The 13627-nt window shown below is 73.2% G+C and carries 6 protein-coding genes; all 6 read left to right on the top strand.

The genetic code is table 11. The annotated features are described in order from the left end of the window. The first annotated feature begins 4 nt into the window (after window positions 1-4). Genes ACVDFE_RS20195 through ACVDFE_RS20170 form a run of 6 tightly spaced genes read left to right on the top strand, consistent with a single transcriptional unit; the run spans window position 5 to window position 13556 of the window. Window positions 5-3592, top strand: a complete 3588-nt coding sequence (locus ACVDFE_RS20195; protein ID WP_458431413.1) for a WGR and DUF4132 domain-containing protein — start codon at window positions 5-7, stop codon at window positions 3590-3592. Next, window positions 3589-7374 carry a DUF4132 domain-containing protein gene (locus ACVDFE_RS20190; protein WP_458431412.1) on the top strand — a complete coding sequence of 1262 codons (3786 nt, stop codon included), beginning with the start codon at window positions 3589-3591 and terminating at the stop codon, window positions 7372-7374. The genes ACVDFE_RS20195 and ACVDFE_RS20190 overlap by 4 nt, the downstream gene beginning before the upstream one ends. Next, window positions 7371-8441: an ATP-binding protein gene (locus ACVDFE_RS20185; protein WP_360392849.1), complete on the top strand. Its 1071-nt coding sequence runs from the start codon at window positions 7371-7373 to the stop codon at window positions 8439-8441. Before ACVDFE_RS20190 ends, ACVDFE_RS20185 begins: the two co-directional genes overlap by 4 nt. After that, a complete protein-coding gene (locus ACVDFE_RS20180) occupies window positions 8441-10657 on the top strand; it encodes a DUF5682 family protein (RefSeq protein WP_458431410.1) in 2217 nt (738 codons plus the stop codon). The genes ACVDFE_RS20185 and ACVDFE_RS20180 overlap by 1 nt, the downstream gene beginning before the upstream one ends. Next, a complete protein-coding gene (locus ACVDFE_RS20175; protein ID WP_458431409.1) occupies window positions 10654-11757 on the top strand; it encodes a VWA domain-containing protein in 1104 nt (367 codons plus the stop codon). Before ACVDFE_RS20180 ends, ACVDFE_RS20175 begins: the two co-directional genes overlap by 4 nt. Continuing rightward, a complete protein-coding gene (locus ACVDFE_RS20170) occupies window positions 11754-13556 on the top strand; it encodes an SWIM zinc finger family protein (protein ID WP_458431408.1) in 1803 nt (600 codons plus the stop codon). The genes ACVDFE_RS20175 and ACVDFE_RS20170 overlap by 4 nt, the downstream gene beginning before the upstream one ends. Window positions 13557-13627 lie beyond the last annotated feature (71 nt).

Raw genomic sequence — 13627 nt, 5'->3', positions numbered from 1 at the left:
CGGCGTGCGCAGGTGGGAGCTCGTCTCCGGTGGCTCGGCGAAGTTCTGGGAGGTGGAGCTGACCGAGTCGGCGGTGACCGTCCGCTTCGGACGCCTCGGCGCCGCCGGGCAGACCCAGACCAAGGAGCTCGCCTCGGCGGAGGCAGCCGCGGCGCACGTCGCGAAGCTGGTGGCGGAGAAGGAGAAGAAGGGCTACCGCTCCACGTCGGCTGCCTCTCCCAAGGCCGTGCAGCCCGGTGCCGCACCGTCGACGTCCAGCCGGCCCGCAGCCACTACAGCGCACACCACCGGCCATTTGACGGCCACTGCGCCTCTCGGCCAACCTGCCGCACAGCTCGCGGCTGCCACCCCCGCTCCGTCCCAGCCGAGCACCGCCCCCACCTCCACGCCTCCTTCCCCACCTCCCGTGGTGGACGAGGACACCTGGAGGATGCCGAAGGCGTGGCTGCGCGAGGCCATCCGCCAGCGCGGCTTCGACCCGGCGCCCGAGTTCACCCTCGACCCCGAGCTCGCCGCCACCGCCCGCGCCCGCGCCGCGGACCAGGTCGCCACCTCCGACCGCCTCCTCGCCGCCGAGGACTCCCACCCCGACCTGGTCGAGGCCACCCGCCAGCACCTCGCCGGCCGGCACAACCCCGTCGGTGCCGCCTGCGTGGCCGCCATGACGGCCAAGGACGTGGCGACGGTGCACCACTGGATCGCCGACCACGGGCTCGCGTTCGCGGTGGAGGCCGTGGTCGAGAGCCTCGGCATCCAGGCCGGCAGCAAGTGGCTGCCCCAGCGGAGCGCGCCCAGCGAGCCGCACCTGTACCGCTACGGTGCCGCTGTCCACCCGCGGGTGGACAGCACGACGGGCCGGATGCTGACGGCGACCCGGTACGCGCTCGCCGTGGCCGATGACGCGGAGCGCGCGGAGGTCGAAGCCGTCCTGGAGCGGTTGAGCACCCCCGACACGGAGTTGGTGCGGGCCTACCTGGTGACGTGGCGGGCCGACTGGTTCGACCGGGCGTGCCGGGCGCAGTCCGGGGCGAGCTGGTGGATGACGATCTGCAGCGCCAGCACGCTCGACGAGGTCGACCGGTCGCACGCGTCGCTGAACACGGGGACGACGGTCCTGTACACGGCGGTGTACGTGCTCGGACCGGCGGTCGCGCCGCTGCTCGCCGCCGACCTCGACAGCACCTACCAGCGGTCGGACCGGCGCAAGCAGGCGTTGAGGGTGTTGCAGCAGCTGCCGTGCGACGAGGCGTTCACGGCCCTGCTCGACCGGCTGGACACCAAGTACGTGCGGCCCGCCGTGCTGTCGGCGATGGCGGCGTTCCCGCGGCGGGCGGCCCGGCTGCTGGGGGAACGGGCGGGCAGCGACGCGGCCGTGCGGCAGCTGCTGACCGCGCACCTCATGTCGCACCCGTACGTCGAGGCTCCCGAGGGGTTCACCCCCGTCGAGACCGACCAGGTGCCGGAGGCGCCGGCCGAGGCGTTGCCCGCGGTGCTGGCCGCACCGCCGTGGCTGCACCGCAAGCCGCCGGTGAAGCCGGTCGTCGTGGCGGCCCTGCCGGTGCCAGGGCCGTCGGTGGTGTGGGCGCCGGGTGAACGCCCGGAGTGGCTCCGCGAGGGCTACTGGACCACCTACCAGACCTGGCAGGAACTCCTGGTGGAGTTCCACGAGCGCAAGATCGCCTACCGCGCGCGGAACCTGTTCGCGCTGGCGCCCGAGGAGGTGGTGCGCCCGCTGCTGGCCGACTGGAACCCGAACACGGGCTGGGGTGCCGAGCTCACCGGCAAGATGCTGGCCGCCCGGTTCGAGCTGGACGCGCTGCCGCCGCTGCTGCGGATGGCCGAGGCGAACTCGAACAACGCCGTGGTCCTGCTGCCGTTCGCCACGCCCCAGGTCGCGGCGCTGATGGCGGACTGGTTCGTGCGGCTCAAGCAGGTCCGCAAGGTCGCCCTGGAGTGGCTGGCCCGGCACCGCGAGACGGCCGTGCGCCTGCTCGTCCCCGCAGCGCTCGGCAAGCCCGGCGCCGACCGCCGCGCCGCCGAGGCGGCGCTCCGCCAGCTGCAGAACACGGGCGTGGACGTCGTGGCCGCCGCGCCCAAGGCGGCGGCGGAGGGTCTGCGCGCCCTGCTGTCCGTCGACCCGGTCGACGTGCTGCCCGCGAAGCTGCCGGCCATCGGCGAGTGGGCCGACACCCGGCTGCTGCCGCAGGTGCTGCTGCGCGACCGCAAGCAGGCCCTGTCCGCGCAGGCGGCGAGCCACCTGCTGATGACGGCCGCGCTGTCCAAGCCCGGCGACGTCTACGCGGGTCTGCTGTTCGCCCGCGAACAGCTAGACCGCGACTCGCTGGCGGAGTTCGCGTGGACGGTCTTCCAGCGCTGGCTGGAGATTGGTGCCCCGTCGAAGGAGGGCTGGGCGCTGACCGCGCTCGGCTGGTTCGGCGACGACAGCACGGTGCGCGCGCTCGCGCCGTTGATCCGCGCCTGGCCCGGCGAGAGCCAGCACACCAGGGCCGTGACGGGTCTGGACGTCCTCGCCGACATCGGCACCGAGGTGGCGCTGTCGCACCTGAACAGCATCGCGGAGAAGGTCAAGTTCAAGGCCCTCAAGACCCGCGCGCAGGAGAAGGTCTCGCAGATCGCCGCCGAGCTGGGCCTGTCCCGCGACCAGCTGGCCGACCGCCTGGTGCCGCGCCTGGGCCTCGACGACGAGGCCTCGCTGGTGATCGACTACGGCCCGCGCCAGTTCCGCGTCGGCTTCGACGAGCAGCTCAAGCCCTACGTGCTGGACCCGGACGGCAAGCGCCGCAAAGAGCTTCCCAAGCCCGGCGCGAAGGACGACCAGGACCTCGCCCCGCTGGAGCACAAGCGCTACGCGGGGTTGAAGAAGGACGTCCGCACGATCGCGGCCGACCAGATCCACCGCCTCGAACGCGCCATGGTCGACCAGCGCACCTGGACCGCCGCGGAGTTCCACGCGGTCCTCGCCGCGCACCCGCTGCTGTGGCACATCGTCCGCCGACTGGTGTGGATCACCGACTCGGGGCTGTCGTTCCGCCTCGCCGAGGACCGCACCCTGGCCGACTCCGGCGACGACGAGGTCACCCTCCCCGAGACCGCGACCGTCCGCGTGGCGCACCCGGTGCAGCTGCGCGACTCGGCGGACGCGTGGGGCGAGGTGTTCGCCGACTACGAGATCCTCCAGCCGTTCCCCCAGCTCGGCCGCCCGCTGCACGTCCTGCCCGAGGGCGAGGACCTCCTGCCGCACCTGAAGAAGTACAGCGACGTGCCGTACCCGGTGGGCAAGATCCTCGGCCTGACGAAGAGGGGCTGGGTCCGCGGCGAACCCCAGGACGCCGGCGTCGAGTGCTGGATCACCCGCCCCCTCCCCGCAGGCGGCGCCCTGGTGGCGTCGCTCGACCCCGGCATCGCGGTCGGCGCGGTCGACGTCTTCCCCGAGGTCAAGTTCGACGACCTCTGGTACTCCCCCGACGGCCGGGGCTACTGGTCCGCCCAGCAGAATGCTTCGACCGCGGTCGAGGTCGACGCGATCACGACCTCCGAGCTGCTGTCCGAACTGGAGTCCCTGCAGTCGTGAACACGAACCAGAGGAGCACCGCGGTGCGCAGGTGGGAGCTGGTCTCCGGCAGCTCGGCGAAGTTCTGGGAGGTCGACCAGAACGGCACGGAGGTGACTGTCCGCTTCGGACGGATCGGCACGGCCGGCCAGACCCAGGTCAAGGACCTCGCCGACGAGGCGAAGGCCACGGCCCACGTCGCGAAGCTGGTGGCGGAGAAGGAGAAGAAGGGCTACGCCGCCGTCGGCACGGTGACAGCCGCGACGCCTGCGGACGGCACGGCACCTGCACTCGGCACAGCACCGGCAGTCGGCACGGCACCGGCTTCCAGCGGCTCGGCCCAGTCCAGCGCCACCCAGCCCGCAGGCGCACAGCCTGGCGCTGCCCAGCCCACCAACTCCCAGCCCGCTGCGGCCCAACCCGGCGCCGCACAACCCGGCGCTGCCCAGCCCGCAACCGCCCCATCCTCCGCCACATCCACCGTGCCGGACTCCCCCACCCCACAACCGGCCGCCTCCACCTCCTCCCCTTCCGACGCTCCGACCGGCGCCTCGACCAACACACCATCCGTCGCCCCGACCGACACCCCACCTCCCGCCGTCGACGAGGACGCCTGGGAGATGCCCAAGGCCTGGGCCCGCACCGTGATCCGCCAGCGCGGCCTGGACCCGGCCCCGGAGTTCACCCTCGACCCCGCCCTCGCAGCCAAGGCCCGCCGGCAGTTCGCCGACAACGCCGAGCTGATCGACCGCGCACTGGCCGGTGCGGCCCCCGACCTCGTCGAGACGACCCGCCGGCACCTCGCCGGCCAGCCCAGTCCCCTGGGTGCGGCGGCGGTCGCGACCATCACGTCGTCCGGTCAGCCGGTGGTGCACGCGTGGATCGCCGACCACGGCACGGCGTTCGCCGCCGAGGCGGTCGTCGAGTTCATGGGGCTGACGTTCGCCGACGAGTGGAACGTCAGGAAGGCGACCTGGGGCAAGGCCTGCCTGCACCGGGTGACCGACGGTTTCCACGCGGCGGCCGACACCGCCGAGGCCAAGATGCTCATCGCCGTCCGGTACGCGCTCGCGGTCGCGGACGACGCGGAACGGGCCGCCGCCGAGACCGCCCTGGAGGAGATGGGCGCGACGGGCCGGGTGAAGGAGCTGCGGTCGTTCCTGGTGCCGGAGCGGTCCGACTGGTTCGCCGAGGTCTGCGCGCTGCCGCACACGTCGAGCAAGTGGTGGATGCTGCCGTGCACGGCGCGCAGCTACGAGGACTTCGTGCGTGCCGAGGCGTCGCTGACCAACTCGGCGTTCGTGCTGTACACGGCGGCCTACGTGCTGGGGCCGGCCATCGCGCCGTTGCTGGCGCAGGAGCTCGACGAGGAGTACGGCTGGGCGGACGGCCGCAAGCAGGCGGTGAAGGTGCTCGCGGTGCTGCCGACCGATGAGGCGTTCACGATCCTGCTCGACCGGTTGACCGCGAAGTACGTGCGTCCCGCCGTGCTGTCGGCGATGGCGGCGTTCCCGCGGCGGGCGGCCCGGCTGCTGGGGGAACGGGCCGGACGCGACGACGAGATGCGCCGGCTGCTGACCGCTCACCTGATGTCGCACCCCGAGCTGGAGGTGCCGGCCGAGGTACTGGCGGTGATCGCGGAGCACGAGGTGGACGTGTGGCCGGAGGCCGAACCCGGTCAGCTGCCGCCGCTGCTGGCGGCGCCGCCGTGGCTGGACCGCAGGCCGGCGCCGAAGCCCGTGGTGCTGACCGGCCTGCCGCTGCCGGCGCCGTCGGTGCGGTGGGAGGACGGTGAACGCGACCAGTGGCTGGAGTCCGGCCGCGAGTGGATCACCGCCCACCACAGCTGGCGCAAGCTGCTCAAGGACTTCAAGAGCGGCAACATCGGCTACTACGACAACGACCTGTTCCTGGCGGCGCCCGAGAACGAGGTGCGGCCGCTGCTGGCGCAGTGGACTCCGAAATACACCTACAGCGTCGAGGAGTGGGGCAAGCGGATCGCCGCGCGGTTCGAGCTGGACGCGGTGCCGCCGTTGACACTGCTCGCGCAGTCCACTCCGGGTGCCGGTGGCGTGGTGCTGGTGCCGTTCGCCACGGCCGAGGTGGCGGTGGTGATGGCCGGGTGGTTCGCGCGGACCAAGCAGCCCCGGCGCTGGGGGCTCGCGTGGCTCGCCCGGCACCGCGAGCAGGCCGCCCGGCTGCTCATCCCGGTGGCCGCGGGCAAGGCCGGTACCGCCCGCCGTGACGCCGAGGCGGCCCTGCGGCACCTGCACGGACTCGGGGTCGACGTGGCGGGACTCGCCGCGGAGTGCGGTGCGCAGGCGGCGGTCGACGCCGTGCTGTCGGTCGACCCGGTGGACGTGCTGCCCGCGAAGCTGCCGGTGATCGGCGAGTGGGCGGACACCCGGCTGCTGCCGCAGGTGCTGCTGCGCGACCGCAAGCACGCGCTGTCCCCGCAGGCGGCGAGCCACCTGCTGATGACCGCCGCGCTGTCCAAGCCCGGTGAGGTCTACGCCGGGCTGCCGGTCGCGCGTGAGGCGCTCGATCCCGCGTCGCTGGCCACGTTCGCGTGGGCGGTGTTCGAGCAGTGGCACCGGTCGGGTTCGTCCAAGGAGAGCTGGGCGCTGCACGCGCTGGGCTGGTTCGGCGACGACACGACGGTGCGCGCGCTGTCGCCGTTGATCCGCGCCTGGCCGGGTGCCAGCCAGCACGCCAGGGCGGTCGCCGGTCTCGACGTGCTCGCCGACATCGGCACCGAGGTGGCGCTGTCGCACCTGAACAGCATCGCCGAGAAGGTGCCGTTCAAGGGCCTCAAGACGCGGGCGCAGGAGAAGGTCTCGCAGATCGCCGCAGAGCTGGGGCTCTCGCGGGAACAGCTCGCGGACCGGCTGGTGCCGCGCCTGGGCCTGGACGACGCGGCGTCGCTGGTGATCGACTACGGCCCGCGCCAGTTCCGCGTCGGCTTCGACGAACAGCTCAAGCCCTACGTGCTGGACCCGGACGGCAAGCGCCGCAAGGACCTGCCCAAACCGGGTGCCAAGGACGACCAGGACCTCGCCCCGGTGGAGCACAAGCGGTTCTCGGCGTTGAAGAAGGACGTCCGCACCGTCGCCTCCGACCAGATCCAGCGGCTGGAGCGGGCGATGGTCGACCAGCGCGCGTGGACGGCCGAGGAGTTCCAGACGGTGCTCGCCGCGCACCCGCTGCTGTGGCACATCGTCCGCCGGCTGGTGTGGATCACCGACTCGGGGCTGTCGTTCCGCCTCGCCGAGGACCGCACGCTCGCGGACTCGAACGACGACGAGGTGGCGCTGCCCGCGGACGCGACCGTGCGGGTCGCGCACCCGGTCGCGCTCGGCGACTCGCTGGCGGCGTGGGGCGAGGTGTTCGCCGACTACGAGATCCTGCAGCCGTTCCCGCAGCTCGGCCGGCCGCGGCACGTCCTGCCGGCCGGTGAGGACCTGTTGCCCCGCTTGAAGAAGTACTGCAACACGCCACACCCGATCGGCAAGGTCCTCGGGCTGACGAAGAAGGGCTGGGTCCGCGGCGAGCCGCAGGACGCCGGCGTCGAGTGCTGGATCACCCGGCCGTTCCCCGGCGGCGGAGCGCTCGTCGCGTCGCTCGACCCCGGCATCGCGGTCGGTGCCGTCGACGTCTTCCCCGAGGTCGGTTTCAGCGACATGTGGTTCTCCCCCAGCGGCCGCGGCACGTGGTCCGCGCCCAAGGACGCACCTCGCTCGTACGAGGTCGACCCGATCACGACCTCCGAGCTCCTCTCCGAACTGGAGTCCCTTCAGCCATGACCAGCACCCAGACGATGCAGCGCCCACCGGCCGAGGTCCGCTACGCCGACGAGCTCGCCCGCCTGCGCGACTCCGACACCGCGCCGAAGCCGCCGGGCTGGGCGCTGAGCCTCGAAGCCGCGCGGCGGTTCGTCGTCGGCGACGAGAAGCGCGGTGTCAGCAAGAAGTTCGTCGGCGACCCGTCGCTCGTGGACCGGGCGCTGGTCACGCTCGCGACCAGCCGCGGGCTGATGCTCGTCGGTGAGCCGGGCACGGCGAAGTCGCTGCTGTCCGAGCTGATCGCGGCGGCGGTGTGCGGCGAGTCAACGCTCACGATCCAGGGCGGCGCGGCGACCACCGAGGACCAGATCAAGTACTCGTGGAACTACGCGCTGCTGGTGGCGGAGGGACCGTCGCCGCGGTCGCTGGTGCCGGCGCCGATGCTGCGGGGCATGGCCGAGGGCAAGGTCGTGCGGTTCGAGGAGATCACCCGCTGCCCGCTCGAGGTGCAGGACTGCATGCTGTCGATGCTGTCGGACCGGGTGATGGCGATCGGGGAGCTGAACGGCCCGGACGGCATGGTGTTCGCGCAGGACGGGTTCAACGTGATCGCCACGGCGAACACGCGCGACCGCGGTGTCAACGAGATGAGCGCGGCGCTCAAGCGGCGGTTCAACTTCGAGACGGTGTTCCCCATCGCGGACTTCGACACCGAGCTGGCGCTGGTCGAGCAGGAGGCCGCGAAGCTGCTCGACCGGTCCGGTGTGCAGCTCGCGCCGAAGCGGGACGTGCTGGAGGTCCTGGTCAGGACGTTCCGGGACCTGCGGGAGGGCAGCGACCGGCTCACCACCGTCATGAGCACCGCGGAGGCGGTGTCGGTGGCGCACGCGGTCGGGCTGCGCGGGTGGTTCCTGCGCGGTGAGCAGGGGTCGGCGGCGGACGTGGTCGAGTGCCTGGCGGGCACGGCGGCCAAGGACAACGCCGAGGACCTGGCCCGGCTGCGGCGGTACCTGGAGCAGCACGCGCCGCGCCGCAAGGGCAAGCAGTGGCAGGAGCTGCACCGCGCCCGGCACCTGCTGCCCGGCTGATGGGGGCCGTGTTCGTCGGCGTCCGGCACCACAGTCCCGCCTGTGCCCGGCTGGTCGCCGCCACCATCTCCGCGCAGCAGCCGGCGTACGTGCTGATCGAGGGTCCCGCGGACTTCAACGAGCGCATCGACGAGCTGCTGCTGGGCCACGAGCTGCCGATCGCGTTGTTCAGCTACTCCGACGAGCACGCGTCGTGGGCACCGTTCTGCGACTACTCGCCGGAGTGGGTGGCGATCGCGGAGGCACGCCGCTGCGGGGCGGAGGTCAGGTTCATCGACCTGCCCGCGTGGCACAGGGCGTTCCGTGACGTCAGCAACCGGTACGCCGACGCGGAGCTGCGCTACACCGAGGTGGTCGAGCGGCTGTGCCGGGAGTTCGCGGTCGACAACGTCGACGTGCTGTGGGACCACCTCTTCGAGTCCGTGCAGGACCCGCGGGGGCTCGCCGAGTACTTCGACCTGCTGCGCGGCACGGCCACGGCGGACGAGGGCGACTCGGCGCGCGAGGAGTACATGGCGCGCTGGGTTCGGGCCGCGGTGGGTGAGGCCGGGGACCGGCCGGTCGTCGTGGTCACCGGTGGTTTCCACACGCCCGCGCTCAGGGCGATGCTCGCCGCCTCCCCCGGGGACGACACCGCCGAGTGGCCGGAGGTGCCCGAACGCGAACGGGGCGCCAGCTACCTCGTGCCGTACTCGCACGCGCGGCTGGACGCGTTCACCGGCTACCAGTCGGGCATGCCGTCGCCCGGCTACTACCAGCAGGTCTGGGAGCAGGGTGCGCAGCGGGCGGCGGACTGGCTCGTCGAGTCGGTGGCGACGCGGCTGCGGCGCAGGCAGCAGCCGGTGTCGACGGCCGACCTGATCGCCGCGCGCACGCAGGCCGGGGCGCTGGCGCGGTTGCGCGGGCATGAGCAGCTCGCGCGCACGGACGTGCTGGACGGCCTGACCAGTGCGTTGATCTCCGAGGACCTGACGCAGCCACCGCCGTGGTCGCGCCGGGGCACGCTGCAGCCGGGTGCGCACCCGGCGCTGGTCGAGATGCTCGGCGCGCTGCGCGGTGAGCAGGTCGGCCGGCTGCACCCGAGCACACCGGCGCCGCCGTTGGTCGGCGCGGTGCAGGAGCTGCTGTGCACGCACGGCCTTGACCACGAGGGCACGCTGTCGCTCGACCTCACCGAGCCGCGGTCGCTGGAGCGCAGCCGGGTACTGCACCGCCTGCGGGTGCTGCGGATTCCCGGTTTCCACCGCGCCAGCGGGCCGGACCAGGGCGCGGCACCGGTGCTGGAGGAGCAGTGGGTGCTGCGGCCGGCGGAGGAGCGGCTGGCGGCGTTGATCGAGGCCGCCGAGCACGGTGCCACGCTGCCGGAGGCGGCCGGGGCGGTGCTGGAGCGGCGGGCGCGGCACGCCCAGCTGCAGGAGCTGGCCGTGGTCCTGTTCGACGCGGTGCTGTGCGGCATCTCCACGTTGTCGGGCAAGGTCAAGGAGTCGCTGAACGAGGGCGTGCGGGAGACCGGTGACCTCGCGGCGCTGGGCCACGTGCTGAGCGGTGTGCTGGGGCTGTGGCGGCACGACCGGTTGTTCGGCACGGCGAAGGACCCGTTGCTGGGCGCGGTGGTCGACGCCGGCACGACCAGGGTGCTGTGGCTGGTCGAGGGCCTGCACGGCGGGCCGGCCCCGGCCGACCCGGACCGGTTGCGGGCGATGGCGGCGACCAGGGACGCGGTGCTGCACGCGAAGTCCGCGCTGTCGCTCGACACCGCGGACGTGACGGGCGTGGCGACCAGGGTGAGCGAGGACGTGCAGGCGCCACCGGACCTGCGCGGTGCCGCGCTCGGGCTGGCCTGGTCGCTGGGTGCGCAGCCGGACGTGCGCAAGGCCAGGACCGTCACGGCGCTGGGCGACTGGCTCGCCGGGTTGTTCGCGGTGGCGCGCGAGGAGGTGCTCGCGAGCCCTGAGCTGGTCGGTGTGCTGGACGAGCTGGTCAGCGCGATGACCGAGGAGGAGTTCCTGGTGGCGCTGCCCGCGTTGCGGCTCGCCTTCGGCTACTTCCCGCCCAGGGAACGGGAGACGATCGCGGCGACCGTGCTGGAGCACCGCGGGGCCGACGGCGACGCGCGCGCCGTGACCCGGCTCGACACCGACCCGGTGCTCGTGGCGGAGGCGCTGGCGGTGGAACGGCGGGTCGACGGGCTGCTGGTGAAGGGCGGGCTGGCATGACGGACATGGAACGCTGGCGGCTGATCCTCGGTGAGCCCTCCGCGCGCTGCGCCGGTGGTCTGCGGGGCGAGGCGGCGCGCAGGGACGCGGCGCTGGAGTGGCTCTACGGGCGTGATCCCGAGCTGGCCCAGCGCGGTGTGCGCAAGGGCGGCAACGCGGACTCGGTGGTGCAGACCGTCGACTGGCTGGACGAGGTGCACGCGCTGTTCCCGAAGGAGACGGTGGAACGGCTGGAACGCGACGCGGTCGAGCGGTACGAGATCACCGACATCGTCACGGACCCCGAGGTGCTGCAACGGATCGAACCCAACGCGGCGTTGCTGCGCGCGGTGCTGCGGACCAAGCACCTGATGAACCCGGCCGTGCTCGCGATGGCCCGCAAGATCGTCGAGGCGGTCGTCCGGCAGCTGGTGGAGAAGCTGAAGACCGAGGTGCGGCAGGCGTTCAGCGGCACGCGGTCGCGGCGGCCGAGCATCCACCGCAACTCGCGCAACTTCGACTTCCGCGCCACGATCAGGGCGAACCTGCAGCGCTACCGGCCCGACGAGCGCAAGCTGTCGATCGAGCACGCGAAGTTCTTCTCCCGCAACCGCAAGCACGTCGAGCAGTGGCAGGTGGTGCTGCTGGTGGACCAGTCCGGGTCGATGACCGGCTCGGTGATCCACTCGGCGGTCACCGCGGCCTGCCTGTGGGGTCTGCCGGGGCTGCGCACGCACCTGATCGCGTTCGACACGAACGTGGTGGACCTGACCTCGGACGTGACCGACCCGGTCGAGCTGCTGATGAAGGTGCAGCTCGGCGGTGGCACGGACATCGCCAAGGCTGCCGCGTACGGCGCCGGGCTCGTGGACAGCCCGCGCAGGGCGGTCGTCGCGATCATCAGCGACTTCTACGAGGGCGGCAACCCCGAACGCCTGGTCCGCGTCGTGAAGGACCTGTGCGAGCAGGGCACCCACGTGCTGTGCCTGGCGGCGCTCGACGAGCAGGCGAACCCGGACTACGACCGCGTGCTGGGCCAGCGCCTGGCGAACGCGGGCGCCCACGTCGGCGCGATGACCCCTGGCGAGCTCGCCGAATTCGTTGCGGAGAAACTCAGGTGACCAGACCCGACCTGCTCGCGCTGACCCCGGACGCGCTGGCCGCGCTCGCCAACCGCGGGCTGGTGAAACGCGCGGTCAAGGAGCTCGACGCGGGGGTCGTGCCCGCGCTCGACACCGACCCGGCGGGCACCGTCCAGGGGAAGTTCCCGGACGGCACGACCACGACGCTGCCGCCGAACACCGCGCTCGACGCGGCGCGGTGCAGCTGTGGCGCGGCCGGTGTGTGCCGCCACCGCATCGCGGTGGTGCTCGCCTACCAGCGGACCGGGCCGGCGAGCGCACCGGTCGAGCTGTGGTCGCCGGGCGCGGTGACCGACGAGGACCTGACGGCGTTGATGGGCGAGCGCACCCTGCGCCGCGCCCGCCGGGCGTTCCAGGCCGGGTACCGCGCGAAGCTGCGCCGCCCGACCGCGGAGGACCAGACGGCGCAGGCGGAGCTGCCGACCTGCACGGTGACGTTCCTGGTGCCCGGCGACCTGTCCTACGTCCACACCGACGCCGTCCACCGCGAGGAGGCCACGGCACTGGCGGTGTGGGCGTTCCGCGCGGCGGACGCCACCGGCGCGGACACCGTGGACGTCGGCGGATCTCCCACCACGGCAACGGATCTGACCGCGGTCACCGACCTGCTCGACCAGCTCCTGCTCGACGGTGCCACGAACGCGAGCGAGGTCCTCGACGCCGCCTGGCACCGCCTGCACCGGGACCTGACCGCCCAGCGCCTGCACTGGCCGGCCGCGGTGATCGCGGACCTGCTCGCCCAGCTCACCGCCTACCGCACCCGCAGCGCCGACTACGCGGCCGAGCAGTTCGCCGCCCTGCTCACCGAGCTGCACGCCCGCACCACCGCGACCGGTCCGCGCGCCGAGGTCCTCGGCTTCGACGAGCCAGCTGAAACCCCGCTGCGCCGCGTCCGCCTGACCGCGCTGGGCGCCCGCCGCCGCACCGAGACCACCGCCGACGTGTACCTCGCCTCGGGTGACGTGGTCCTGGTCCAGCGCGACACCCCGCTGCGCACCGCCGTGCGCCTGGCCGCCTCGAACGTCGTGTCCGAGTCCGCGACCCGCAGCGCCAGCCGCGTGGTGACCCTGAAGACCAGCCGTGTCGCCAAGACGTCCCTCACCCCGGTCGGCACCGCCTGGGACGACCTGCCGCTCGCCCTGGTCGTCACCGACTACCCCGCGACCGCCGCGGCCCTGGCCGACCTGCCACCCCGCCAGGTCCGCGCCCGCGTCGAGGCGGAGCTGGTCCGCGCCCTGCACGTCACCGAGGTGTCGGACGTGGCGTACGACCCGGCCGCGCAACGCCTGACCGCGGCCCTCCACAACCCGACCGGCACCTGCCGGCTGGAGGCCGCTCACCGCGCCGTGGCACCGCACGCGCTGGACGCCCTGGCCACCGCCCTGCGCTCTTCACCGACCACGATCACCGGTTCCGTGCGCCGCCACCGCGGCACCCTGGTGATCGACCCGCTGGCCGTGCACGCCGAGTCCGGTGTCGTGGTCCTGGACCTGGCCACCGGCACCGCACCCCAGCAGTTACCGCCGGGTGACACGACCGCGGACGCGCTGACCGCGGCCATCGACAGCGCGCTGACGGTCTCCTCCGAGGCCGCGCACCGCGGCCTCGACCACCTGTCCCCGAGCCTGCTCGCCCGCACCCGCGAGGTCGCCGCCCACCTGCACCGCCTCGGCCTGCGGACGGCGGCGGCACGCCTGACGGCCTTCGCCGACGGGCCGAGCTCGCAGACCTGGGTCGCCGCGCACCTCAGGCTGCTGGTGACGGCCGACGCCCGCTGACCGGCGCCAGGGGGCGGCTCGGGAGGGCAGGCGGGAGATTGAGCAGGGCGAGGCAGAGCTGACGGCAAGGC

The sequence above is a fragment of the Lentzea chajnantorensis genome, from assembly GCF_054300775.1.
This window is presented reverse-complemented; position numbering and strand designations above follow the sequence as displayed.